This is a genomic window from Erwinia sp. MYb416 (genome assembly GCF_037479575.1).
Classification (GTDB): domain Bacteria; phylum Pseudomonadota; class Gammaproteobacteria; order Enterobacterales; family Enterobacteriaceae; genus Erwinia; species Erwinia rhapontici.
This window is the reverse complement of the sequence record NZ_JBBGYT010000349.1, coordinates 1-24,633: the sequence shown is the minus strand read 5'-3', so window position 1 is coordinate 24,633 and position 24,633 is coordinate 1. Positions and strand designations below refer to the sequence as shown.

The following is a 24,633-nucleotide window of genomic DNA, read 5'->3' as shown; positions in this document are numbered from 1 at the left end:
CACTTAAGCAGGTAAAGTATGCTGACTGCCATCGCAGCCGCCTTTCTGGGCGGCATGATCCTGAATCTGATGCCGTGCGTGTTTCCGGTGATTTCACTGAAAGCACTGAGTCTGATCCGCCATCACGACCAACCCGCTCAGGCCCGTGCGGAAGGGCTGGCATTTCTCGGCGGGGTGGTGATCACCATGCTGCTGCTGGCCGGCGCATTATTGCTGGCCCGTGCGGGTGGGTCGGCCGTTGGCTGGGGCTTTCAGCTCCAGTCACCGCTGGTGATTGCCCTGCTGATTCTGGTCATGCTGGCGTCAGCGCTGAATCTGTTTGGGCTGTTTGAAGTGGGGCTCTCGGTACAGCGTGTGGGGGAAGTGGGCAGCGGGCGCGGCGGTTTAACGGGATCCGCGCTCACCGGGGCACTGGCGATTATCGTTGCCACGCCCTGCAGTGCACCGTTTATGGCCAGTGCCGTTGGCTATGCGCTGACGCAGCCGCCGCTGGTCAGTCTGGCTATCTTTACCGCACTGGCGCTCGGGTTTGCCGCGCCGTTTACCCTGGTCTCCTTCTTCCCGTTGCTGGCACGCGTGTTGCCTGCGCCGGGGGCCTGGATGGTGACGCTGAAACATGCACTGGCATTTCCAATGTTGGGCGCCGTCGCCTGGCTTATCTGGGTCCTCGAGCGGCAGGCTGGCTCTGCGGCGCTGGCGCTGATTCTGGCCTGCTGCCTCGTGCTGAGTTTTGCCGCCTGGCTGTATGGCATCGCGCAGAAACGCCGTATGATGGGACGCCGCCACTGGCCGCAACACCTTGCCACAGCGCTGTTTGTGCTGCTGGTGGTGCCGCCGCTGGCCAGTCTGACCTCACTTTCTTCACAGACGGAGGCGGACGAGGGTACGGATGCCGCCGCTGCGGTGGCCTGGTCACCGCAGAACGTTGATGCCATCAAAGGACAGGGTAAACCGATTCTGGTGAACTTTACTGCCTCATGGTGCATCACGTGCCAGGTGAACGATCGGACATCGCTCTCAACACAGGCGGTCAAAGCCGCGATGGCGCGTACCAGTACGATTTATATGGTCGCGGATTCGACAAAATACAATCCAGATGTGGAACAGGCGCTCAGTGATTTTGGACGCGGTGGTCTGCCGCTCTATGTGGTGTACCCCGCCGATGGTGGCAAACCTGTGGTGCTGCCGCAGGTGCTGACGCCGCGTATCGTGATCGACGCGCTCGACCATGCAACCGAAACCGGGAAAAAAACCTAATGCGATCTGTGTGTGAATGCCAGCGCAATGTCTTCTGACGCTGCGCTGAATATCAGGGCAGTGAATGGCTGAAACGGATACCCGGGCGCAGACGTGGCCGCATCTGATGGCCAGTGCGCAGGCGGGAGATCAGAACGCCTATAACCAACTGCTGAAAGCGATGGTGCCTGCCATCCGGGCCTTTGCACGCCAAAAAATCCGTGATGAAGCGCTGGTGGAAGATGTGGTTCAGGAGTCACTGCTGGCGATCCATCGTGTGCGGCAGACCTACGATCCGCAGCGGCCGATCCTGCCCTGGGTGGCTGCGATAACGTCGGCGCGGGCCATTGATGCGTTACGCCAGCGCGGACGTCGCCCGGAAGTTCAGGATGATGATGCCTTACTGAACCAGGCTGCTGAAAGCGACGGCGCTGAAAACAGAGAACGGGCCGTTCAGGATGAATTAGCCGGATATCTTGGCAGTCTGCCTGCACGTCAGCGCGAGATGGTGGAGAGTGTGCATCTGCGCGAGCAGAGCCTGGCGCAGGCCGCTGCCGCCAGCCATCTGTCAGTGTCTGCCGTGAAATCACTGTTGCATCGCGCGATGCTCAACCTGCGTAAATATGGACGGGGGAATGATGAAAAATCATGACCAACTGATCGACACACTCAGCCAGTCAGCCCGGCCCGTAAAACGTACCTGGCCCGTCGGCTGGCGTGTGGTGGCCTGGATTATCACCGTGCTGCCCTGTGGCATGCTGAGCAGTTGGGCATGGCACAGCCGTTTCACCGACTGGTCCCAACCGGGGGCGGGGCTGGCGCTGCTCACCCTGGTGCTGGCGTTTGGCATAGGGGCCAGTGCGATGGCCGGGGCGTTTACGTTGAGTATTGCCGGCCTAAAACCGCTCAGGCTGAGGTGGGCCGCATTGCTGGCCGTGGTCTGGCTGGCGATCAACCTGCTGAACACGGCCTCTGCTGCCGCGACTGCCGGCGCCGGGCGTTTTGGCGAAGGTATTCACTGCTATCTGTTTATGCTTTCGGCCAGCCTGCCGATGATGGTGATTTCGATTGTCTGCCTTAACCGCACCCGCTCTCTTTATCCACGACAAAGCCTGGCGCTGGCGGGGTCGGGCATCGCTTTTATGTCATCGACGCTGCTGTCGCTGTGCCACGAAGTTCACCTGCACAGGCTTGATTTTACGATGCACCTGGCCGCAGGTGCGACCATTGTGTTGCTGACAGTGCTGACCGGGCGGCGCTGGATACAGCTGAGCCGCTAGCTATGTCGTTTATCGTTAGCCGTTAGCGCGATCAGCTGGGCCAGCTCAGGAAGGCATGAACCACAGTTGGTGCCGCATTTCAGCGCTGTACCCAGTGCGGCTGGGGTGCCGCATCCTCCGGCAATGGCGTTCAGGATCTGATTTTCTCCGATGCCAAAACAGCTGCAAACCGTTTTTCCACGTGCCTCACCTCCCCGCTGCCTTCCTGCCAGTAATGCAAAGCGTCCGGCAGCATCAGTGGAGGGCTCGCTGAAGGCGGCAACCACCGCGGGGGCGTCGATCGCCGGCCTCTCTGCGGCACTCCAGAACGCCAGTGCCAGCCTGCCTTGTTGCCAGCCCAGCAGATGAAAGTATTCGCCCTCAGCCTGAGCGGTTTGCAGCGCCATCTCATGTAATAAACCCTGCTGATGCAGCCAGCTTTGCGCGTCACCCTGCCCGGCCAGCAGCCAGCGTGTAACGCCGTTTTCCGCAATGCGTGACCACCAGACCCCTGCGCCGGGCTGCCAGTCACCAGGCAGACAGAGTACAGCCTGCCAGTCACTTTGCCAGCGTCGTACGCGCACTGCCGTCTGCTTACTCTCCGGCTGCCCGGAGTGCGGACAGACGTTGGCAGCGATAAGCGCATCCACGTTACCGTGGCTGGAGAACTGCCGATTCCAGTGCATCGGTACAAAGAGGGAACCCGGTTGCTGATTTTCGCTGAGGCACGCACGGCACACTATCCAGCCATTTTCTGACTGAACGCGTACCAGATCACCTTCTCGCAGATGATACCGGGCGGCATCCTGCGGATGCAGCTCACAGAAGGGTTCGCTGATGTGCTGCATCAGCCGCGGCACGTTGCCGGTGCGTGTCATGGTGTGCCACTGGTCGCGGATGCGGCCGGTATTCAGCAGCAGCGGCCAGCGCTCATTTTGCTGTGCGACGGGCAACGTGGGCACCACCGGGAGCATGCGGGCTTTGCCATCAGGGTGGAAGAAACGGCGATCGCTGAACAGGCGTGTACACCCTGCGGGATGTGCTGCGTTAACCGGCCACTGTATCGGTTTCAACGTATCCCACTGCGCGTTAGTGATATCCGCCAGTGCGCTGATATCAAAGGCCCGGGTGCCCTGGTTCTCAAAGCCCGAGAGTGCCGCGTGCTCCCGGAAAATGTCTGCAGGATGCTGCCAGTTAAACGCTTCAGGAAACCCCATACGCTGTGCGACCCTGGCGAGGATCCACCAGTCCGGGCGTGAGTCGCCTGCCGGTGCAACAAAACCACGCTGACGTGAAATCCGGCGTTCAGAGTTGGTCACCGTGCCGTTCTTTTCCCCCCATCCCTGGGCGGGTAACAGTATGTCGGCCAGTGCAGTGGTGTCCGTCTGTGCACAGACGTCCGATACGATCACCAGCGGACAGCGCTTCAGCGCCTGCGTCACCGTCAGACCATCCGGCAGTGATACTGCCGGGTTGGTGCCCATAATCCACACGGCTTTGATTTTCCCGCAGCCGATAGCGTGAAACAGATCGACGGCCATCAGACCGGGTTTATCGGCTACCCCCGGGCTGTGCCAGAATCGTGCCACCCGATCCACCTCCTGCGCGCTGAACCCCATATGCGCCGCCAGCTGGTTGGCCAGACCGCCCACTTCGCGGCCCCCCATCGCATTGGGCTGCCCGGTCAGTGAAAATGGCCCGCTGCCTGCCCGGCCGATTTTTCCGCTGGCAAGGTGGACATTGATAATGGCGTTACATTTGTCACTGCCGCTGCTCGACTGGTTGATGCCCATACAGTAGAGCGTCAGTGCGTTGCTGGCGTGAAGGAACAGCTGGAAGAACGTTTCCACCTTCTCCTGTGGCAACTGGCAGAAGTCCGCTACCGCTTCGCTGCTCCATGCGGATGCGGATTCTGACGTCTCATCCAGCCCGTTAACGACCGCACGCATCTCGTTATCGATACCGCCATGCTGCGCCAGCCAGTTCAGCAAACCGGTGAACAACGCGGCATCGCTGCCCGGCTTCAGCGCCAGATGCAGGTCGGCAATATCGCAGGTGGCGGTACGCCGTGGGTCAATCACCACTACGCGCAGGCGGGGATTCTCTTTACGGGCCTGAACCAGGCGTTGGAACGCCACCGGGTGCGCCCAGGCGGTATTGGAACCCGCCAGGATCACCAGATCGGTATGGTTCAGGTCGTCATAGCAACAGGGGACGGCATCTGCACCCAGTGCCCGTTTGTAGCCGACCACTGCCGAGGCCATGCAGAGCCGGGAATTAGTATCAATATTGGCCACGCCGAGAAAGCCTTTCATCAGCTTGTTAGCCACATAGTAATCTTCGGTCAGAAGCTGCCCTGAGGCGTAAAAGGCCACGGCTTGCGGGCCGTATTCGCCGATCACCGTCTGTAGGCGGTCTGCCACCGTGTCCAGTGCGCTTTCCCAGCTTACGCGCTCACCGTTGACCTGCGGATGCAGCAGGCGGCCCTGATGGCCGAGTGTTTCGCCCAGTGCCGCCCCTTTGACGCAGAGGCGGCCCAGATTGGCCGGGTGCTGTTTATCACCGCTGACCTGCACCCTGTCACTGTCATCGCGGGTGATGGTCACTCCGCAGCCGACACCACAGTAGGGACAGGTGGTGTTCATGAGGCTACCACCTGAACCTGCGCCATCTCCTCACTGGCTACCCAGACCCGGTCCTGTTCGATTTTCACCGGCCAGCAACGTACGGCGAGCCCGCTACCGTCAAGCGCCTGACCATCACTCAGGCGGAAACGCTGCTTATACAGCGGTGAAATGACCATCGGTTCGCCGCCTGCATCGCCCAGTATGCCGCGTGACAAGACGCTGGCCCGCGTGCCAGGTTCGTTATCATCCAGCACGAAAACCCGATCGTTCAGGCGGAACAGTGCAATGCGCTGGGTTCCGATGCGCGCGCCAATCCCGGCCTGCGCCGGAATTTCATCCAGTCGGCAGATATCGGTCCAGGGAAGAGGGGTGGCATCCTGCACAATCGCCAGAGGCGCATCGGACGGACGTATCTGCCCGCGTTCCTGCTGCCACTGCACGGTTTCATCAGGCAGGCTGCTGTTGAGTGTTGAACGGAACAGAGCCAGACGGTCCGGGCTTTCCAGCGTGGTACGCCATTCACACTGGTAGCTGTCTACCACCCGGGCCATCTCCTGTTCCAGCTCATGAGCAATGCCGAGCGAGTCGTCAATGACGACCTGGCGCAGGTAATCCAGCCCTCCTTCCAGATTGTCCATCCAGACGCTGGTTCTCTGTAGCCGGTCACCGGTGCGGATGTAAAACATCAGCAGGCGGTCGACGTAGCGGATTAGCGTGGCGTCATCAAGATCGCTGGCAAACAGGTCAGCGTGGCGGGGTTTCATACCGCCGTTACCGCAGACGTAAAGATTCCAGCCCTTCTCGGTGGCGATCACGCCGATATCTTTGCTCTGTGCCTCCGCACACTCACGGGTACAGCCAGAGACCGCCATTTTGATTTTGTGCGGCGCGCGCAGCCCCTTATAGCGATTTTCCAGCGCAATCGCGAAACCCGTGGAGTCCTGAACACCGTAGCGGCACCAGGTGGAGCCCACACAGGATTTCACCGTGCGCAGTGATTTTCCGTAGGCGTGCCCGGTCTCAAATCCTGCGGCCAGCAGCGTCTCCCAGATATCCGGCAGTTGTTCGAGGCGGGCACCGAACAGGTCGATGCGCTGCCCGCCGGTAATTTTGCTGTAGAGATTATAGCGCTCTGCGACCTCGCCAATGGCAATCAGGCCACGTGCGGTGATTTCACCCGCCGGGACCCGTGGTACCACTGAGTAGGTGCCATCCTTCTGAATATTGGCAAAGTAGCGATCGTTAGTGTCCTGTAACGGCAGATGCTGGGGTTTAAGCAGGTACTCATTCCATACCGATGCCAGCAGTGATCCCACCAGAGGTTTGCAGATCTCACAGCCCAGCCCGCGGCCATGCTTCGCCAGCAACGCATCGAAACTCTTGATCTCTCCGACGCGTATCAGGTGATGCAACTCCTGGCGTGAGTGGGCAAAGTGTTCGCAGATATCCTTTTTCACCTCCACGCCCTGACTGGCCAGCTGATACTCCATCACCTGTTTTACCAGCGCTGTGCAACCGCCGCAGCCGGTAGCGGCTTTGGTACAGCTTTTTAACGAAGCCATATCGCCACAGCCGCCGGATACCGCTGCACAGATATCGCCTTTGCTGACGTTATGACAGGAGCAGACCTGGGCACTGTCCGGCAGCGCTGCCACGCCAAGCGCTTTTACCGCCCCGCCTTCCCGCTGCGGCAGGATCAGATGTTCGGGAGCGGCAGGCAGCGGCATACCGTTCAGCATCATTTGCAGCAGCGTGCTGTACTCGCTGCTGTCGCCCACCAGGATCCCACCCAGCAGCTGTTTGCCATCGGCAGAGACGACAATTTTTTTAAAGATTTCCTGCGGTTCATTGTTCCAGTAGTAGCTCTTGCTGCCAGGCGTGCGGCCGTGGGCATCGCCAAACGATGCTACCTCCACGCCCAGCAGTTTCAGCTTTGTGCTCATATCGGCACCGGTAAATGCGGCTTCTTCCCCGGCCAGTACCGCCGCAGCCACGCGTGCCATCTGATAGCCTGGTGCCACCAGCCCAAAAATCTGCCCGTTCCACAGTGCACATTCGCCAATGGCCAGAATATCGTCATCGGAAGTGATACAGCTGCTATTGATATCGATACCGCCACGGGGTCCGAGGGTCAGCCCGGCAGCGGCAGCCAGCTGGTCACGCGGGCGTATACCCGCTGAGAACAGCACCAGGTCCGTGTCGATCTGGCTGCCATCCGCGAAGCGGAGCTGTAAGCGGCCATCCTGCTGACGGACGATCTCCTGGGTGGATTTACCGGTGAGCACCTGTACCCCCAGCGCATCGATTTTGTGCCGCAGCATGGCCGCCCCGCCCTCATCCAGTTGTACGGCCATCAGGCGCGGGGCAAACTCCACCACTGCCGTTTCCAGACCGAGCTGCTTCAACGCATTGGCCGCTTCCAGGCCTAGCAGGCCACCACCAATCACCACGCCGTGCCGCGCGCTCTGTGCTTTAGCGGCGATGCCATCAAGGTCATCCAGCGTGCGATAGACAAAGCAGCTGTCGCTGTCCCCTCCGGGGATGGGCGGCACAAAAGGCCAGGATCCGGTGGCCAGTACCAGTTTGTCCCATGCCATCTCGTGACCGCGGGTATCACGAACACAGCGGCGCTGGCGGTCAATTTCCGTTACCGCACAGTGGGTGCGTAGTTCGATGCCATAGTCGTCAAAAAAATGGTCACTCACCATCGACAGCTCGGCGTGACCCTTACCGGCAAAATATTCCGAAAGATGTACCCGGTCGTAGGCCATATGGCGCTCTTCACCGTACACCACAATATGGAACTGCTGATGCAGCTGTCGGTTAACCAGCTGCTCAAGGAAATGGTGGCCTACCATGCCGTGGCCAATAACAACAAGGGTCGGTTTGCTCATCTGATGATGTCCTGCAGCCTGTGGCTGCGTTGTGTGTTCCGGGTTAAGCAGCAGGTGCGGACTCTGTGGGGTCGCGTTCTGCAGGTGGGCAAGCAGGGTGGCGCTGTCGCCGGTATCCCCGTAAAGCAGGATCCCCACAAGCTGTTGCTGTCGAAAAAACAGGCGCCGGTAGTGACCCGCAATGGGATCAAAGGCGCTGGCGCTGTGCCGGTTTTGTCGTGAGGAGATATCCCCGGCGCTGAACATCTCAATGCCGCTGACTTTCAGGCGAGTGCCATTGTCTTCACTGACATAGTCCGCAACGGGCATGCCCGCCAGCCGCTGTGCCAGCACCTTTGCCTGGGCGAAACAGGGGGCGACCAGACCAAAGGTTTCACCCTCGATTTCACAGCACTCACCGAGCGCGCTGATACCTGCCAGGGCGGTACGACACTGGCGATCTACCACCACGCCGCGCTGGCAGGGGATCCCGGCTTCACGTGCCAGCGCGGTGTCGGGTATCACGCCGATAGCGATAAGCACGCAGGTGGCGGGAAGCCGGGTGCCGTCACGCAGCGTTACCCTGGTCGGATCGACACGGCTCAGCGCGGTGTCGAGGCGGCAGTCGATACCCCGCTGCGCCAGTGTGGCGGCCAGCAGACCACCGGTTTCTGGATCAAGCTGCCGATCCATCAGCCAGCTGTTTCGATGGATCAGCGTGACCGCGCGTCCGCGCAGGCGCAGGGCCGCGGCAGCTTCGATACCCAGCAGTCCGCCGCCCAGTACGACCACAGGGCCCGTGCTGTTGAGCATCTGTTCGACATCTGCCAGGGTGCGAAATCCCTGAACATGCGGCAGCCGGATACCGGGGATCTCAGGAAAACCCGGCAGTGAGCCGGTGGCCAGCACCAGCTGATCCCACTTCAGGGTCCGCTGTCCGGTGGTCAGCGTTTGTCGGTGCGAGTCCAGTGATGTCACGGTTTCTCCGCTGTACAGCGTGATGCCGTGCTGGTGGTACCAGTCGGGCGTATGCAGCAGTGTCTCCTCGAAGGCTTTTTCACCGCCCAGTACCGGAGAAAGCATGATGCGGTTGTAGTTGCCCAGCGGTTCACGGCCAATCACTGTGATGCGGTAACGGCCAGGCACCAGTTGGCACAGGGTTTCCACCATACGCATGCCTGCCATCCCATTGCCGATCACCACCAGATGTTCCGCCATGATGTGCCCCTTATGCCGCTGACTGTTTTTCGTAGAGGAAATGCAGCACGCGCTGACGCAACTGGTGATACTGTGGGTCATCCGCCAGCGCCACCCGGGAACGGGGACGGGGCAGTGTTACATTCATGATCTCGCCAATTTTTGCCGCCGGGCCGTTAGTCATCATCATCACGCGGTCGGAGAGCAGCACCGCTTCGTCGACGTCATGGGTGATCAGCACGATGGTGGTATTCAGTTTTTGCTGAATACTCATCACGGCGTCCTGCAGACGGGCGCGGGTCAGCGCATCCAGAGCCCCAAAAGGCTCATCCATCAGCAGCACTTTGGGTTTCATGGCCAGCGCGCGGGCAATACCGACGCGCTGTTTCATGCCGCCGGAGAGCTCGCCCGGCCGTTTATCACGGGCATGCCCCATCTGCACCTGTTCAAGATTTTCCAGGATCCATTCGTGTCGTTCTGCCTTGCTCATACTGCCTTTAAAGACCTGGTTTACCGCCAGCGCCACGTTGTCGTAGGTGGTCAGCCATGGCAGCAGCGAGTGGTTCTGAAACACCACCGCTCTCTCTGGTCCCGGCCCGGCGATCTCCCGGTTATCACACAGCAGACCGCCTTCGCTGGGCAGCGTCAGTCCGGCGATCAGATTCAGCAGCGTCGATTTCCCGCAGCCGGAATGCCCGATCAGGCTCAGGGTTTCGCCTTTGCGGATGCTGAAGCTGACGTTATCCAGCGCGAGGAAATCGCCCTGGGCAGTGTTAAAGCGCTGGCTGACTTGCTGTACATCAATAATGTTCGGCATTATTTGTTCTCCTGCTGGCTGTCATGCCAGGAAAAGCGGCGTGCGAGCAGCATCAGCGCCTGTTCCAGCAGCAGACCGACCACACCGATAATCGCAATGGCGATAAGAATGTTTTCCACGTTGAGGTTGTTCCACTCGTTCCAGATCCAGAATCCGATGCCCAGGCCTCCGGTGAGCATCTCGGCGGCGACGATGACCAGCCAGGCAATGCCAATGGAGAGACGTACGCCGGTCAGTACCGCGGGCAGGACCGCCGGGAACAGGATTTTGCGCATAATGGTGAATTCGGAGAGATTGAGCACCCGCGCAACGTTGAGGTAGTCCCGGGGAATTCTCTGCACGCCTTCTGCCGTATTGATCACCATTGGCCAGATGGAACAGATGAAAATAGTCCAGCTGGAAGCCGGTTCTGCGCGCTGGAACAGCAGCAAACCAATGGGCAGCCAGGCCAGCGGGCTGACGGGGCGCAGCAGGGCAATAATCGGGCTGAACATGCGCCCTAAAAACAGAAATCTTCCCAGCAGAAAGCCCGCCGGGATCCCGACCAGTGCCGCCAGGCCAAACCCGATAGCGACACGCTGCAGCGAAGCCAGGACGTTCCAGCCAATACCCTGGTCGTTGGGCCCGGCGTTGTAGAAGGGATCGGCGAACAGCGTGACTGCCGCCTGCCAGGTGGAGAGCGGTCCGGGAAAACCGGTGCTGTAGAGTGCGGCAATCTGCCACACGCCCAGCAGCAGGATCATCCCACATACGCCAGGAATGATGCGCTGGAACAGCGGGCGCAGCGTATAGCGTCGCCGCGTTTTAGGTGCAGGGTGGTTATTCAGCGGGATGATTTGTGCATGCTGCGTGGTGGTTTCGTTCACCAGCGGTATGACGGTTGCCTGATTTTTCATGACTGACCTCCTGCTTTGAGGGCGAAACTGGCGGCATACTCTGCCGGATTGCTGCCATCCCAGACTTTGCCGTCGATCAGGGTGCTGCTGCGCATCCCGCTCTGCGGGAGTGAGATGCTGCCTGCCGCGCTGGCTGCCTGTGTGTAGATATCAATGCGGTTAACCTGCTTTGCCACGGCCAGATAATCCGGCTCCTGTTTCAGCAGACCCCAGCGTTTTTGCTGCGTGAGGAACCACATTCCGTCAGACAGCCAGGGGTAGTTGACCTGCCCGTCGTTGAAGAAACGCATCGGGTGTGCATCCTGCCAGCGTTTTCCCAGACCGTTGTCGTAGTGGCCCAGCATGCGGCCCTCAATGGTTTCAGGTTTGGTGTTGAGGTAGGCGCGGCTGGCGATCACCTGCGCGGTTTCACGGCGGTTGTCGTCAGAGGCATCGATCCAGCGTGCGGCCTCCAGCACGGCGGCGGTGAGTGCCCGCGCGCTGTTAGGGTTCTCGTTCACCCATGCTGCACGGGTGCCCAGGATTTTTTCCGGATGATCGGGCCAGATATTCTGGGTGGTTTCGGCGGTAAAACCGATGTTGTCGCTGATGGCACGCTGGTTCCATGGCTCGCCTACGCAGTAGCCGCTCATATTGCCGATTTTCATGTTCATCACCATCTGTGGCGGCGGTACCACGACGGTACGGACATCGGCAAAAGGGTCGATACCGGCATTGGCCAGCCAGTAATAAAGCCACATGGCATGGGTGCTGGTGGGAAAGGTGTGAGCAAAGGTGTAGCTGCCTGCGGGTTGAGCTGCAATGGTCTTTTTCAGCCCCTCCGCCGTAGTGACGCCTGCTTCTTTCAACTGATTTGATAGCGTGATTGCCTGGCCGTTTTGATTCAGTGTCATCAGGTTCGCCATATCATGCTGTGGCCCGGCGACACCCAGCTGCAAGCCATAGATCATGCCGTACAGCACATGTGCAGCATCCAGCTCTCCCGAGGTGAGTTTGTCGCGCACGGCAGCCCAGCTCGCTTCTTTGGTCGGAGTCAGGGTGATGCCATATTTTTTGTCGAAGCCTTTTACCGCCGCCATAACGACGGGGGCACAGTCCGTTAAGGGAATGAAGCCTACCCGAATATTGGTTTTCTCCGGGGCATCGGAGCCGGCAGCCCAGACGCTGTTCATCAGCCCGGGAACAAGGTAGCTGCCGCCCAGAAGGGCGCTACCCGTAAGAAATTGACGTCTGGATAGCGGAAAAATCGGTTTGCTCATCGTCTGGCTTCCTGAAAAAAAGCAAAAAAAAAGGCGTCCTACCGGCATGCCTGAGCATGCGGTTGGACGCCTTTATCCAAAGCACTCTTACACCGCCATTGGTGCAAAAATGCGTCATTATGTTTTTTTAGTCATGCAAGCGATGTGCCAGGTCAGGAGAGGAAGGAATAACCGCATGGTGTCAGGCGTTTGCCGTGCGGGTTATCCTGTTGAGAAGTTCACAGCGAACGACCCGTGCCCCATTGCGAAGCACAGAGTGCCCACTGTTTGTGCAAGTATTACTCTGCGCGTGACGTAAAAGCGGCGGCCACGGAGAGCAGTGCGATGGCAACATCGGCAATACGTCTGTTCTGGTCCATCGCCATCTTACGCAGGGTCTGCCAGGCCTGCTCTTCGTTATAGTTGTGGTGACGCATCAGCAACACCTTGGCCTGGTCAATCTGTTTACGTTCATTCAGCGTGGCACGCATCGCAGCCAGCTCGTTGTCCTGGGCCTGTAACCTCTCGGACTGGGCCTGAACCAGCTCCAGTACTGAACGTCCCAACTGCGGTGTCAGTCCCCCGCTATCCAGTTGCTGTACCTCTTGCTGAAACCCGTCGCGCCCTGCCACATAAACGCTGTACGCTGAGCAATTTTCAAGCCCGCTGACCGCCTGATGGATATCCTCGTCCTGCTCCTCGCGCCGGGTTTCAGCACGGCGTATGCTGTCGTGACAGCAGCGGGTCAGGTGGTGCGCAAGGCCATCTTCGATCACCTTCAGGCCGTCGATACGACGGGTCATCAGCTGATACCAGCGCAGGGCCATCTCTGTCCCTCCGGCTTCCGGCGTTGTGCGTGTGCAGGCAATGCGCCGCAGCCGTTCGACATCACTGTCGCAGGTGGCGATGCTGCGCCAGCGTTGCAGGTTTTCCTCATCGGCAAACTGGCTGAAGCTGGAAAAACAGCGCTCCTGTGCACCGATCAGCGCCACCATCCTCTCGCTCTGCTCCTGGCTGAATTCACCCGCGGCGTAACCGGCAGATCCGGTGGCTCTTTCTTGCCCTGCCAGCTCTTTCCCCTGAATAAAGCTGAACATAGCAATCAGGGCGCGGGATACTTCAGGGTCAGAAGCGGTATCGATCATTTCAAAAGCGAGGTTCAGCAACTGCCGGATAATGTGATTGAACTGTGCCATGGCCTGGGCGTGGCTAAGCGTGAACTGGCGGATGGCATCCCGCAGCGCGGGCAGCTCGCTCAGCGCGTAGATCGCAGAGGCAATCCTGCTGAATACCCGGCTGCTGCCCTGTGATGCGTTCTCCGGAGAGGGAATGGCGGGCAGTTTTGCCATCATACTGGCGATGATCTGGCTGACCTGGCGTGCACGCTGGGGGAGTTCGTCGCCAAACATCCGTCCCTGAGAACAGAGCCAGACATTGCTGGCACCGCGTTCGCGCTGCAGTTCATGGATAAGCTGGCTGATGATGGCTGTCAGATGGCCGGTATGGAGCAAATTACGCAGATTAGCAATTTCACACTGTCGCGATGCTGTCAGGTACATAAGCGGTGAAGGTGTGGTGGCACGCATTAGACGCTCTCCAGCGATGAAATTGGATAAGCGTATTAAGCATAATGTGTGCCACTTATAAAATGTGTTGCACCATCAGCGCGCGATCAGGCGACTATTTCTTTCCCTGCCAGTTGCCCCAGGGGCTGTCTGCCGGGGCTTCTTCCACCTCATCCAGTGAAGCAATGTACAATTCTTCGACTTCTTTACGCGCCCATGGGGTGCGGCGCAGGAATTTCAGGCTGGATTTAATGCTCGGATCGCTTTTGAAACAGTTGATATTGACGCGCTTCGCCAGCGCCTCCCAGCCATAACGCGCTTGCAGCGCAGTTAACAGGGCTTCCAGCGTCAGGCCATGCAAAGGATCTTTTGGGGTATGAGAGGTCATTGTGGTGTCCGGCGAGTCTGAAGAAATTGCGCACACGATACTGAGCGCCAACGCCAGATGCAATAATTAACCGGGTACCTGCCGTCCCTGGCAGGGGGGATCAGTTAAACCAGGCGGGAACCGGGTCGTGCAATCTCGCCCAGCTCTGCGGGCCAGCCGCCATCTCACTCTCCGTCAGCAGTGCGTTATCCAGCTGCTGACGCAGCCTGGCTTCATCCATCTCTATGCCGATAAATACCAGTTCCTGTCGGGCATCCCCGATGCCTTCCTGCCAGTGGTGCATAATGTCCAGCAGGGACTCCTCATCCTGTGGCCAGCGTTCGCGTGGCACGCTGACCCACCAGCTACCCGCTATCCCCTGACGTGCCACGCCCCCAGCCTGCGACCAGTTGCCGGCATAACCAGGCCGTGATGCCAGCCAGAAATAGCCTTTCGAACGCACGACGCCGGGCAGTGTTGCGGAAAATAATGCCCAGAAACGTTCGGGGTGAAACGGGCGACGGGCGCGCCAGACAAAGTTGCTGATGCCGTACTCTTCGGTTTCCGGGACATGGGTGCCGCGTAACTCCTGCATCCAGCCCGGAGCCTGTGCCGCCTCGTCAAAATCAAACAGACCGGTACTCAGCACCCGATCCAGCGGGACTTCACCAAAACGGGCACATTCAATGTGCGCGCGGGGGTTGAGGCTGCGCAGGATGGCAAACAACCGTGTACGCTGATCGTGATTAATGAGATCTATTTTGTTCAGTATCAGCACGTCGCAGAATTCAATCTGCTCAATCAGCAGATCGACGACCGAGCGTTCATCGCCCTCACCCAGCGACTCACCGCGTGAACGGATGCTGTCACGGGATTCATAGTCGTGCAGGAAATTGTAGCCATCGACAACGGTCACCATGGTATCCAGGCGTGCCACGGCGGACAGGCTCTCCCCGGTTTCATCTTCGAACGTAAAGGTTTCCGCGACTGGCAGGGGTTCTGAAATGCCGGTCGATTCGATCACCAGCTGATCGAAGCGTCCTTCGCGTGCCAGGCGGTTTACTTCAAGCAGCAGATCTTCGCGCAATGTGCAGCAGATGCAACCGTTGCTCATCTCCACCAGCTTCTCGTCGGTGCGCGACAGCTCTGCACCCCCGTCGCGCACCAGTGACGCATCAATATTCACTTCCGACATATCGTTGACGATCACCGCCACGCGGCGCCCTTCACGGTTGTTCAGGATATGGTTAAGCAGTGTCGTTTTCCCGGCCCCGAGAAAACCCGACAAAACGGTTACGGGCAGGCGGGTATCGTTACCGGGTAAAGCGTATTTTTCTTGCATCATGACATCCTCTCAGGCGTTGACAGCGTGTTTGCGCCGGGCAGTACCGGGCCATCCGCATAAACATTATTGTTATGTTATAACATAACAATTGAAGCTGTCATCCCTTACCTTCCACAGGGTGTCTTTTATTTTTCTATCGGTTTGCCGCCATAATCGCCAGCTGAGTGATGCCCCGGAGTTGCAGGTCCTTCGCCGCTTTTGCCGCGCGGATCCCGCTGGCGCACACCAGAACGATGCGGCAATCCGCAGGGGGCTGCCAGTGATTGAGTTCCTCAGGCAGCACCCGGTGAACGTGACTCGCCACGCTGTCGGGGGCTTCCTCGCGGCTACGCAGTTCAACAATACAGTCTTCACTGTTCAGCAGGTGGCGATCGATAAACGGCACGACAGGTTGGTCAGGCTCACCGGCACCGTCAAAACGGAACGGGCGGAAATGCCAGGTGGTGAAATCGCAATTGATCAGACAGCCCAGCGGTGAAGGCGTCAGCCCGAGCAGAATACTGAGGGTCATCTGCGCCTGCATGGCACCCAGCGTGGCCACCGCCGGGCCCATGACACCTGCCGTGTTACAGTTCGCCGCGTTGCCCGGCAGTTGCGGGAACAGGGCACGATAACTCGGGGCAGTGCCACAGAAGCCCCCAACATAGCCCTGACGACCGAGTACCGAGGCGCTGACCAGCGGAATATGACGCGGTTGACAGGTATCGGAAAGCAGATAGGTGACGGCAAAATTATCGGCGGCATCGATCGCCAGATCGATACCGTCCAGCGCGTCGGCCATCATGCTGGCACTCAGTGCCTGCGGCCGTGCATCGACTACGCAGTCCGGGTTACGTGCATTGAGTGCACGCTGCGCGCAGTCGACTTTACGCTTCCCGCAGTCCTGCATACTGTACAGCGTCTGGCGGTGCAGGTTGTGCTCCTCTACCCGGTCCCCGTCATACACCCTGATGTAGCCCACCCCGGCCCCGGCCAGCAGTGGCAGCAGTGTGGCACCCAGCCCGCCAGCACCGATCACCAGCACGCGGGCTTGCAGCAGGGCCTGTTGCCCTGCCTCGCCGATCTCAGGCAGCATGGTTTGTCGTTGATATCGGTCCATCCGTTATGGCTCCCGTGAGAGAAATTGCGCCATACCAAAAATCGGCGTGGAGGCGCTGGCCATATCACGGCGCTCTACCAGGCCGGCATGACAGGCATCGTGACCGGCGTGGATAGCGGCAGAAAACGCCCCGGCCATGCGTACCGGATCCTGTGCTTTGGCCACGGCCGTATTCAGCAGGATACCGTCAAAGCCCATTTCCATTGCCTGTGCAGCCTGGCTGGGTGCGCCGATCCCGGCATCGATAATCAGTGGAATGCCTTTAAACCAGGCACGCATTGAACGCAGCCCCTCAATGTTGCGTAACCCCTGGCCGGAGCCAATCGGCGCGCCCCACGGCATCAGCAGCTCACAGCCCGCTTCAATCAGCTTTTCGCCGAGGATCAGATCTTCCGTGGTATAGGGAAACACCTGGAATCCCTCAGCGCACAGGATGCGGGCGGCTTCCACCAGGGCAAAGGGGTCGGGTTGCAGCGTATCAGCGTGACCAATCACCTCCAGTTTTATCCAGCGGGTGTTAAAGACTTCGCGCGCCATATGCGCCGTGGTCACCGCCTCTTTTACACTATGACATCCTGCGGTATTGGGCAGCACCCGCTTGTTCAGCCCGGTCAGCAGGTCGCGAAATGCCGCACCCTGCCGCCCTTCACGGCGCAGACTGACGGTAATGATTTCGCTACCGGAGGCCTCAATCGCCTGTTGCAGGATCGCCGGAGAGGGATACCCGGCAGTGCCGAGCAAAAAACGTGACTGCGGAATAAAATCGTAAAACATGTTTTACCCTCCCTGCATCGGTGATAACACTTCAAGCTCACAGCCTGCGGTCAGTGGCTGTGTTTCATAGCGCGAGCGTGGGACGAACTCGCCGTTAAGGGCGCTGGCCACGCAGCCCGCATCCATCTGCTGTTCACGCAAAAGTTCCGCCAGCGTGCGGGCGGTGGTGTCGATCGGGAGGCCGTTAAGCTGGATTTTCATATCAGGTTTTCCTGCTGCAGTTGCAGCATCAGTTTTTCCGCCATGACTGGCGCGAGAAGAAAGCCGTGGCGATACATGCCGTTCAGGGACCAGACGCCGTTCTGGTAGCGAATGGCGGGGATATTATTGTGATAAGCGGGGCGCAACCCGGTGCCGCTTTCCAGTATCCGCGCTTCAGCCAGCGCAGGGTGGATAGCCCAGGCGGCGCTGAGCAGTTCCATCATGGCGCGTGCGCTGATCGGGCTGTTATCGTCGCTTTCCACCATCGTTGCACCCAGCATAAAGCGCCCTCCGGCACGCGGCACCAGATAGCAGGGAAAACGGGGATGCAGCAGGCGGATGGGGCGTGAGAACTGCACCTCTTCACTGTGCAGGATCAGCATCTCCCCGCGTACGGCGCGTAGCTCAGGCAGATCAGGGGCTGCATGAATCCCCCGGCAGTCAATGACTGTCCCGCCGGGATTGCCCGTATGAAAAGTAATACCCCTGCGTTGCAGGGTCGCCCGTAGCTGGTGCAGCGCACTGCGTGGATCAAGGTGTGCTTCCCCGGCAAAGAACAGCCCACGGGCAAAACGCCCTTCCAGCGCGGGTTCCAGCGATGCCGGCTCTACCCACTGATGCGCCCGCGTCATGCGGGCAAAACGGCTGAGTTCGGGGGTATCACGTGCGGGTGCCACCACCAGAGTGCCTTGATGTTCCACTCCCTGAATGCGGGCCGACCACCAGGGCGCGGAACGCTGACCCAGTGCGATCACCTCTTCGGGGGCACTTTCACCTTCGCACCAGGGGGCGAGCATACCGCCCGCCCAGTGCGATGCGGCACAGTGCTGCTCTGCGGTGATCACTTCAACGGATTCACCCCGTTCAGCAAGTAACGTGGCAACACAAAGCCCGGCGACGCCATCACCGATCACCGACCAGCGGCTCATGATGTGCGGTTTCCGGTACAAATAAAGGGGGTAATAAATGGTTTCACGTTAGCCTCTCAATCGATGCGGAGACCCGTGATACAGAGTAAGGAAAAGACGGGGACGATCAGAAGCCAGCCCACGTGGCAGGTACCCTGGCTGATACGCCATCGGGTACGCGTCTTCCTACGCCAGTATCAACTGGGTCAGGTTCTAAGGGTCGCTAAGCCGCGAAAAATCGCTCATTAGCCTCTCAGTCTCTCTGGCGAGACTCCCCTGACAGGGACTAGTTGTATTTTACCGGGTGACAATCGTCAAGTGACATGAGGTTTTCGTACGGAAAAAATGGGACAGAATGAGACGATGAAGTTTTTTTTAATTGAATGCTCAATCAATAAAACCTATCATTCCTGTTCTTGTTTACACAAAATTTACTTTCAGGGGGCGACGTAGATCAAAAACACTAACGATTAATCAATATATTACACCTGATAATCACCCTGATGGTTCTCCCAGTGTAATTAGCGGATATACGGCGGATGTTACCCAGTATGCGCTAATGCGCGCTTCGCAGAGCGGACTTCAGGTTATTTTCTTGAGCATTTTTTGCGGAGACATTATGCCGACGACTGAAATACCAGGAAAACCTCAAAAAGATCGTATTAATCCCGTGGTTTTCTATACCTCAGCAGCGCTTATCCTGCTGTTCTCCTTTACCACTATCCTGTTCACTGATTTTTCCGACCGCTGGATTAATCGCACCCTCGACTGGGTATCCAATACCTTCGGCTGGTACTACCTGCTGGCAGCCACGCTGTACATCGTATTCGTCATTTTCATGGCCTGCTCACGCTTTGGCTCCATCAAGCTCGGTCCCGAACAGTCGAAACCTGAATTCAGCCTGATGAGCTGGGCGGCCATGCTGTTCGCTGCGGGTATCGGTATCGACCTGATGTTCTTCTCGGTGGCGGAACCGGTCACCCAGTATATGATGCCACCGGAAGGCCAGGGCCAGACGATGGAAGCGGCGCGTCAGGCGATGGTCTGGACGTTGTTCCACTACGGTCTGACTGGCTGGTCCATGTATGCCCTGATGGGCATCGCCCTCGGCTACTTCAGCTACCGTTATGGCCTGCCGCTCACTATCCGTTCGGCGCTCTACCCTATTTTTGGTAAGCGCATTAACGGGCCCATTGGTCATACCGTGGATATCGCTGCCGTGCTGGGGACCATCTTTGGTATTGCCACCACGCTCGGTATTGGCGTGGTACAGCTTAACTACGGGCTCAAGGTGTTGTTTGACGTACCGGAAGGGCTGACAGCGCAGGCCGGGCTGATTGTCCTGTCGGTGATCATGGCCACCATATCTGTGACCTCCGGGGTGAATAAAGGCATTCGCTTCCTGTCGGAACTCAACGTGTTACTGGCCTTTGGTCTGATCCTGTTCGTGCTGTTTGTTGGCGATACCAGCTTCCTGCTGAACGCGCTGGTGCTCAACGTCGGGGATTATATCAACCGCTTTATGGGCATGACGCTGAACAGTTTCGCCTTTGACCGTCCGACCGAGTGGATGAACAACTGGACGCTGTTCTTCTGGGCCTGGTGGGTTGCCTGGTCGCCGTTTGTCGGTCTGTTCCTCGCACGTATCTCCCGTGGACGTACCATTCGTCAGTTTGTGGTGGGAACGCTGACCATTCCGTTTATCTTCACCCTGCTGTGGTTGTCGATCTTCGGTAACAGCGCACTGTATGAGATCATTCACGGCAATATGGCTTTCGCTGAGGAGACCATGGCGCATCCGGAGCGGGGTTTCTACAGTCTGCTGGCGCAGTATCCTGGCTTTACCTTCAGTGCCTCGGTGGCCACCATTACCGGACTGCTGTTCTATGTTACCTCCGCTGACTCCGGCTCCCTGGTGCTGGGTAACTTTACCTCGCGTCTGGCCGACATCAATAATGATGCGCCCAACTGGCTGCGTATCTTCTGGTCGGTTGCCATTGGTGTGCTGACGCTGGGGATGCTGATGGTGAACGGCGTCACAGCATTACAGAAAACCACGGTGATCATGGGGCTGCCGTTCAGCTTTGTGATCTTCTTTGTGATGGCCGGTCTGTATAAATCATTGCGCGTGGAAGATCATCGCCGTGCCAGTGCAACAGTGAACACGCCACCGGTACCGGTATCGCGCGACGATCGCCTTAACTGGAAACAGCGTATCTCGCGTGTGATGAACTATCCGGGCACGACTCATACGCGTAAAATGCTGGATGAGGTCTGCCGCCCTGCCATGGAAGAGGTGGGACGTGAGCTGGAGCGCCGAGGGGCGAAAGTGCAGGTGAATGAGCTGCCCGCCGTGGATGACGAGCGTCTGAACCATCTGGAACTGCTGGTGGATATGGCTGATGAGCAGAGCTTCCTCTACCAGATTTGGCCGCAGCGTTATTCGGTTCCGGCGTTTACTTATCGTGCACGCAGTGGGAAATCGGACTACTTCCGTCTGGAGACCTTCCTGCTGGAGGGGACACAGGGCAACGATTTGATGGACTACACCCGTGAGCAGATCATCAATGACATTCTCGACCAGTATGAACGGCACCTGACCTTCCTGCATATTCACCGGGAAGCGCCGGGTAACGCCATGCCTTTCCCCGAAGCGTAACGGGTATAAAAACCAGACTCCGGTCTGGTTTTTTTTGCATCAAACGGGGATAATCATCTTTTAATGGTCTATATTCAGACCGGTTGCGCAACACGTTCAACGGGAGAATCCAGTGAGAGTAGAAACGATCAGCCACATTAAAAAAAATGCCGCCACGCTCGACGTCTCCGAGCCTATCATCGTGACGCAGAATGGTATCCCGGCCTACGTTATCGAATCCTATGCTGACAGGCAGGCTCGCGACAGTGCCGTTGCGTTGCTGAAACTGATGACGTTATCGGAAAAAGATGCGGCTGAGGGTAAGGTTTACTCACGCGATCAACTGTTAGCCAGCCTGGATAACTAACCGGAATGGCAGATGTCACGATTGAATACACCGGGACGGCAAGAAGCACATTATTGCAGTTGAGAAATCATCTTATCGCCTGCGGCGTTGCGCCTTTTCCCGTCATTGAGTGCATTATTGATGAGTTCGAAAGCAAAGTGTCCGCTTTTCCTGTGGGCTGCCAGCTGTGCCCTGAATTGCTAAAAATTGGTTCTGACCGCTATCGCGAATGCAATACGCAGAAGGGTTACCGGGTACTTTACTCCGTCGACGGGTTTCGGATTCGGGCACACGCGGTACTGTCTCAACGACAGGATATTGTGCAGCTTTTGTATCAGCGACTGATTGAGTTTTGATACCCGGTTTCTTCCGGGTACCGCCTTTCAGGCGAAGCGTTTCGCCCCCGCCACGCAGAGAATAATCGCGCCCGCACAGGCCACCATTCCGAGGGCTACGGGTTCATGAAGGAACAGGGCGCTGAGCAGCAGCCCGAAAAAAGGTTGCAGAAGCTGGAGCTGCCCTACCCCGGCAATGCCCCCCAGTGCCAGCCCGCGATACCAGAATATAAACCCAATCAGCATGCTGAACAGAGAGACGTAGCCGAGGCTGAACCACGCGGGAACGCTGATGCCATGCCAGCTATGCGGCAAATTGATCAGCCCTGTCACCACCATCACCGGCAGCGCCAGCAGCAGTGCCCAGCTGATCACCTGCCAGCCACCAAGCCGCCGCGATAGCCCTGCCCCTTCTGCGTAGCCCAGACCGCACAGCAGAATAGCGGCCACCATCAGCAGATCCCCGGTTAACGATCCCGCCTGGTCGCTTGCGATGGCAAATCCCGCAACGATGCCTGCACCCAGCAGGGAGAACAGCCAGAATGCCGGGCGGGGGCGTTCACCGCCTCTGAGTACGCCAAAAATGGCGGTGGAAAGCGGTAACAGACCGATAAACACCAGCGAATGCGCCGCAGTCATCTCTCGCAGGGCAAGCGCGGTCAGCAGCGTAAAACCCACGACGACGCCAGTGGCGACAATTAACAGCGACAGGGCATCACTGCGCGCAGGACGTTTCTGACGTAATAGCAGTAATAATCCCCCGGCCAGTAACGCGGCAATGACCGCGCGGGCAGAGGTCAGAAACAGCGGCGAGAATCCCCCGATCGCTACCCTGGTCGCAGGCAGTGACCCGCTGAAAATGATCACCCCGGAAAGCCCACTCCACCACCCTGCTGTTGCTCGCGCCATATGTCCTCTGCTATGAATATAAACGGTAAACTCCCGCTGATAGTAGAGCGCATCGCGTGCAGTTCGAAGATACACTGCCATACAATTTCGTTGTTCTGTATGGCTTACACTACCCATACAGTTGATGGCTGAAAAACCGATGACCCGCACAGAAACTCTGATTGATGATATCCGCCGCAGGATCGTGACAGGCGCGCTGGCCCCCGGCGAGCGGCTGGCATCGGTACGTCGCTATGCCGCTATGATGACCGTGTCACCTTCTACGGTGGTGGAAGCTTATGATCGGCTGGCAGCCGAAGGGCTGATCCGTGCGCGGCGTGGGGCGGGTTTCTACGTTTCTGGCACCCCACTGGTCACCCGAAGTCTGGCGGATAACAGCAACTTGCGGCGACGCGAAGTTGACCCGTTCTGGGTCTCGCGCCAGTCGCTGGATGCCAGCGCCGGGGAGCTGACGCCCGGCTGTGGATGGTTGCCTGCCGACTGGATGCCCCATGAGGCGCTGCGCAAAGGTTTACGCCAGCTGACGCGTTCTTCCGATACGCTACTGACGGATTATGGCAGTTCGCGAGGGTCAGCGACTCTGCGGCATCTGCTGCTGGCTCGTTTCGCCCGCGAAGGGCTTTCGGCCTCGATGGAACAGCTGATGCTAACCGGGTCGGGCAGCCAGGCGCTGGATTTACTCTGCCGCTTTCTGCTGCGTCCAGGTGACAGCGTGGTGGTGGACGACCCCTGCTACTTCAATTTTCAGGCGCTGCTGCGTGCCCATCAGGTGAATATTGTTGGCGTGAACTATACCCCACCCGGGCCGGATATCGCGGTGTTTGAACAGGTCCTCGCGACGGTGCGTCCGCGCCTGTATATCACCAACTCCGCGCTGCATAATCCCACCGGCGCCTGTCTTTCCGCGCAAACCGCCTATCGGGTGCTGAGTGCCGCCGCGGCAAACGACACCCTGATTATTGAGGATGATATCTTTGCCGACTTCGAACCCGATCCTTCCCCTCGGCTGGCAATCCCCGATGGGCTTGATCGTGTTATCCGCACGGGCAGCTTCTCGAAAACGCTCTCGGCTTCCGTGCGCTGTGGCTATATCGCCTGCCGCGCAGAGTGGATTGAAGGGCTGATCGATCTGCAAATTGCCACCAACTTTGGCGGTCCCAGCCCGCTCTCCAGCGAGTTGATCGCCAGCGTACTGGCCGGGGGAAGCTATCGTAAACATCTGGCTGACGTCATCACGCGATTGGATCGCGCCAGAAAAGAGGCCACCGAACGCCTGAGCGCGCTGGGGATTACTCCGTGGATGTTGCCACGCGGCGGTTTCTACCTCTGGTGTCGCCTGCCGGAGGGCGTTGACTCTGCACTGATCGCCCAGCGTTGCCGGGAAGAGGGTGTCGTACTTGCCCCGGGGAATGTGTTCAGCGTTTCCCAGTCAGCGACAGCATATTTGCGTTTCAACGTGGCGCATCTGAATGCCCGTGTTTACCGCGTATTGCAACAGGCGATAGCGGAACAGCAGTCTTAGGGGTTTGAGGGCCATTGATGTAAAAAACCACGCTAAGAGCTTTCAGATTGCGGATATTTCTCCATATACCCACTTCTTATAAACCCCATTAGACATTGACCCAATTCCATTGGTAATTGGCTGGCAGGCTACTCACCCTGCCATGAAAGTGTCCTTATACTGGCATAGTCACAGGTTGCTGGCTCATCTGGATGAATAAAATCACCCGATTGAACTCTATCAGGCCTCATTACTCACTTTGTTATCTGCTCGTTAGGACGCTTTCTCAGACAGTAAGGAAGTCAGAGTCTGACACTCACTATAAGCTGATTTCAGTATCTTCAGGAGCTTCACAATAATGTTAAATATGCATCGGCAAGTCCTGATACTTGCGGGTTCTCAGGCCCTTTTTCAGTCAATATCGGTTCTGATAATGACCATCGGTGGGCTGGCCGGCGCACTATTAACGCCCAGTCTTTCGTTGATCACTGTTCCGCTCTCA

The 24,633-nt window shown here is 58.3% G+C and carries 20 protein-coding genes and 1 riboswitch; of the genes, 7 read left to right on the top strand and 13 right to left on the bottom strand.

Going from position 1 to position 24,633, the window contains the following annotated elements; genetic code table 11:
• The first annotated feature begins 18 nt into the window (after positions 1-18).
• The 3 genes from WH277_RS04215 to WH277_RS04205 all read left to right on the top strand — a co-directional run bounded on the left by WH277_RS04215 (position 19) and on the right by WH277_RS04205 (position 2,516).
• Positions 19-1,257, top strand: a complete 1,239-nt coding sequence (locus WH277_RS04215) for a protein-disulfide reductase DsbD family protein (RefSeq protein WP_171149755.1) — start codon at positions 19-21, stop codon at positions 1,255-1,257.
• 64 nt (positions 1,258-1,321) lie between these two features.
• Positions 1,322-1,888, top strand: coding sequence for a sigma-70 family RNA polymerase sigma factor (locus WH277_RS04210; protein WP_133846758.1), 567 nt, complete (start codon positions 1,322-1,324; stop codon positions 1,886-1,888).
• Positions 1,875-2,516 carry a DUF1109 domain-containing protein gene (locus WH277_RS04205; protein ID WP_133846805.1) on the top strand — a complete coding sequence of 214 codons (642 nt, stop codon included), beginning with the start codon at positions 1,875-1,877 and terminating at the stop codon, positions 2,514-2,516. The genes WH277_RS04210 and WH277_RS04205 overlap by 14 nt, the downstream gene beginning before the upstream one ends.
• Here WH277_RS04205 and WH277_RS04200 read toward each other — a convergent pair.
• From WH277_RS04200 to WH277_RS04145, 12 genes are all read right to left on the bottom strand, one after another.
• Entirely contained in the window at positions 2,513-5,140 is a 2,628-nt protein-coding gene (locus tag WH277_RS04200; protein WP_339504520.1) for a nitrate reductase, read from the bottom strand. The two genes, WH277_RS04205 and WH277_RS04200, sit on opposite strands and share 4 nt — an antisense overlap.
• Positions 5,137-9,213, bottom strand: a complete 4,077-nt coding sequence (gene nirB / locus WH277_RS04195) for a nitrite reductase large subunit NirB (RefSeq protein ID WP_339504518.1) — start codon at positions 9,211-9,213, stop codon at positions 5,137-5,139. The genes WH277_RS04200 and nirB overlap by 4 nt, the downstream gene beginning before the upstream one ends.
• A gap of 10 nt (positions 9,214-9,223) precedes the next feature.
• Positions 9,224-10,009, bottom strand: coding sequence for an ABC transporter ATP-binding protein (locus WH277_RS04190; RefSeq protein WP_133846761.1), 786 nt, complete (start codon positions 10,007-10,009; stop codon positions 9,224-9,226).
• Positions 10,009-10,905 (bottom strand): nitrate ABC transporter permease, encoded by an 897-nt coding sequence (gene ntrB / locus WH277_RS04185; RefSeq protein ID WP_133846762.1) that lies wholly within the window; start codon positions 10,903-10,905, stop codon positions 10,009-10,011. The genes WH277_RS04190 and ntrB overlap by 1 nt, the downstream gene beginning before the upstream one ends.
• Positions 10,902-12,164: a CmpA/NrtA family ABC transporter substrate-binding protein gene (locus WH277_RS04180; RefSeq protein ID WP_133846763.1), complete on the bottom strand. Its 1,263-nt coding sequence runs from the start codon at positions 12,162-12,164 to the stop codon at positions 10,902-10,904. The genes ntrB and WH277_RS04180 overlap by 4 nt, the downstream gene beginning before the upstream one ends.
• A 278-nt stretch (positions 12,165-12,442) precedes the next feature.
• On the bottom strand, positions 12,443-13,729 hold the full coding sequence (locus tag WH277_RS04175) for a nitrate regulatory protein (RefSeq protein WP_133846764.1): 1,287 nt from the start codon (positions 13,727-13,729) through the stop codon (positions 12,443-12,445).
• Positions 13,730-13,823: 94 nt separating this feature from the next.
• The gene (locus WH277_RS04170; RefSeq protein ID WP_133846765.1) at positions 13,824-14,096 is read right to left on the bottom strand and encodes a VF530 family protein; all 273 of its coding nucleotides are present in this window, start codon (positions 14,094-14,096) and stop codon (positions 13,824-13,826) included.
• Positions 14,097-14,196: 100 nt separating this feature from the next.
• Positions 14,197-15,417 carry a zinc metallochaperone GTPase ZigA gene (gene zigA, locus WH277_RS04165; RefSeq protein ID WP_339504796.1) on the bottom strand — a complete coding sequence of 407 codons (1,221 nt, stop codon included), beginning with the start codon at positions 15,415-15,417 and terminating at the stop codon, positions 14,197-14,199.
• 136 nt (positions 15,418-15,553) lie between these two features.
• Positions 15,554-16,519, bottom strand: coding sequence for a HesA/MoeB/ThiF family protein (locus WH277_RS04160; RefSeq protein ID WP_133846766.1), 966 nt, complete (start codon positions 16,517-16,519; stop codon positions 15,554-15,556).
• A 3-nt stretch (positions 16,520-16,522) separates the two neighbouring features.
• Entirely contained in the window at positions 16,523-17,293 is a 771-nt protein-coding gene (locus tag WH277_RS04155; protein WP_133846767.1) for a thiazole synthase, read from the bottom strand.
• A 3-nt stretch (positions 17,294-17,296) separates the two neighbouring features.
• Complete coding sequence (gene thiS / locus WH277_RS04150) at positions 17,297-17,494, bottom strand: sulfur carrier protein ThiS (protein ID WP_133846768.1); 198 nt, start codon at positions 17,492-17,494, stop codon at positions 17,297-17,299.
• Entirely contained in the window at positions 17,491-18,423 is a 933-nt protein-coding gene (locus tag WH277_RS04145) for an FAD-dependent oxidoreductase (protein WP_339504511.1), read from the bottom strand. Before WH277_RS04145 ends, thiS begins: the two co-directional genes overlap by 4 nt.
• A gap of 145 nt (positions 18,424-18,568) precedes the next feature.
• Positions 18,569-18,690, bottom strand: a riboswitch (TPP riboswitch).
• 331 nt (positions 18,691-19,021) lie between these two features.
• Between WH277_RS04145 and WH277_RS04140 the strand changes: the two genes are divergently transcribed.
• The 3 genes from WH277_RS04140 (at position 19,022) to WH277_RS04130 (ending at position 21,742) form a co-directional block, all read left to right on the top strand.
• Positions 19,022-21,061 carry a choline transporter gene (locus WH277_RS04140; protein WP_133846770.1) on the top strand — a complete coding sequence of 680 codons (2,040 nt, stop codon included), beginning with the start codon at positions 19,022-19,024 and terminating at the stop codon, positions 21,059-21,061.
• A gap of 112 nt (positions 21,062-21,173) precedes the next feature.
• Positions 21,174-21,407 carry a type II toxin-antitoxin system Phd/YefM family antitoxin gene (locus WH277_RS04135; protein ID WP_133846771.1) on the top strand — a complete coding sequence of 78 codons (234 nt, stop codon included), beginning with the start codon at positions 21,174-21,176 and terminating at the stop codon, positions 21,405-21,407.
• Between the two features lie 5 nt (positions 21,408-21,412).
• The gene (locus WH277_RS04130; protein WP_200643716.1) at positions 21,413-21,742 is read left to right on the top strand and encodes a type II toxin-antitoxin system RelE/ParE family toxin; all 330 of its coding nucleotides are present in this window, start codon (positions 21,413-21,415) and stop codon (positions 21,740-21,742) included.
• A 27-nt stretch (positions 21,743-21,769) separates the two neighbouring features.
• On the opposite strand, the gene WH277_RS04125 is transcribed toward WH277_RS04130, so the two are convergent.
• Positions 21,770-22,630 (bottom strand): DMT family transporter, encoded by an 861-nt coding sequence (locus tag WH277_RS04125; RefSeq protein ID WP_339504795.1) that lies wholly within the window; start codon positions 22,628-22,630, stop codon positions 21,770-21,772.
• Positions 22,631-22,769: 139 nt separating this feature from the next.
• On the opposite strand from WH277_RS04125, the gene WH277_RS04120 reads away from it, so the two are divergent.
• Complete coding sequence (locus WH277_RS04120) at positions 22,770-24,152, top strand: aminotransferase-like domain-containing protein (protein WP_339504508.1); 1,383 nt, start codon at positions 22,770-22,772, stop codon at positions 24,150-24,152.
• The last annotated feature ends 481 nt before the right edge of the window (positions 24,153-24,633 follow it).

Excerpts from the sequence above, each read along its gene's own strand:
- WH277_RS04215 (WP_171149755.1), top strand. The coding sequence starts at position 19 with ATGCTGACTGCCATCGCAGCCGCCTTTCTGGGCGGCATGATCCTGAAT.
- WH277_RS04210 (WP_133846758.1), top strand. The coding sequence starts at position 1,322 with ATGGCTGAAACGGATACCCGGGCGCAGACGTGGCCGCATCTGATGGCC.
- WH277_RS04205 (WP_133846805.1), top strand. The coding sequence starts at position 1,875 with ATGAAAAATCATGACCAACTGATCGACACACTCAGCCAGTCAGCCCGG.
- WH277_RS04200 (WP_339504520.1), bottom strand. The coding sequence starts at position 5,140 with ATGAACACCACCTGTCCCTACTGTGGTGTCGGCTGCGGAGTGACCATC.
- nirB (WP_339504518.1), bottom strand. The coding sequence starts at position 9,213 with ATGGCGGAACATCTGGTGGTGATCGGCAATGGGATGGCAGGCATGCGT.
- WH277_RS04190 (WP_133846761.1), bottom strand. The coding sequence starts at position 10,009 with ATGCCGAACATTATTGATGTACAGCAAGTCAGCCAGCGCTTTAACACT.
- ntrB (WP_133846762.1), bottom strand. The coding sequence starts at position 10,905 with ATGAAAAATCAGGCAACCGTCATACCGCTGGTGAACGAAACCACCACG.
- WH277_RS04180 (WP_133846763.1), bottom strand. The coding sequence starts at position 12,164 with ATGAGCAAACCGATTTTTCCGCTATCCAGACGTCAATTTCTTACGGGT.
- WH277_RS04175 (WP_133846764.1), bottom strand. The coding sequence starts at position 13,729 with ATGCGTGCCACCACACCTTCACCGCTTATGTACCTGACAGCATCGCGA.
- WH277_RS04170 (WP_133846765.1), bottom strand. The coding sequence starts at position 14,096 with ATGACCTCTCATACCCCAAAAGATCCTTTGCATGGCCTGACGCTGGAA.
- zigA (WP_339504796.1), bottom strand. The coding sequence starts at position 15,417 with ATGCAAGAAAAATACGCTTTACCCGGTAACGATACCCGCCTGCCCGTA.
- WH277_RS04160 (WP_133846766.1), bottom strand. The coding sequence starts at position 16,519 with ATGGACCGATATCAACGACAAACCATGCTGCCTGAGATCGGCGAGGCA.
- WH277_RS04155 (WP_133846767.1), bottom strand. The coding sequence starts at position 17,293 with ATGTTTTACGATTTTATTCCGCAGTCACGTTTTTTGCTCGGCACTGCC.
- thiS (WP_133846768.1), bottom strand. The coding sequence starts at position 17,494 with ATGAAAATCCAGCTTAACGGCCTCCCGATCGACACCACCGCCCGCACG.
- WH277_RS04145 (WP_339504511.1), bottom strand. The coding sequence starts at position 18,423 with ATGAGCCGCTGGTCGGTGATCGGTGATGGCGTCGCCGGGCTTTGTGTT.
- WH277_RS04140 (WP_133846770.1), top strand. The coding sequence starts at position 19,022 with ATGCCGACGACTGAAATACCAGGAAAACCTCAAAAAGATCGTATTAAT.
- WH277_RS04130 (WP_200643716.1), top strand. The coding sequence starts at position 21,413 with ATGGCAGATGTCACGATTGAATACACCGGGACGGCAAGAAGCACATTA.
- WH277_RS04125 (WP_339504795.1), bottom strand. The coding sequence starts at position 22,630 with ATGGCGCGAGCAACAGCAGGGTGGTGGAGTGGGCTTTCCGGGGTGATC.
- WH277_RS04120 (WP_339504508.1), top strand. The coding sequence starts at position 22,770 with ATGACCCGCACAGAAACTCTGATTGATGATATCCGCCGCAGGATCGTG.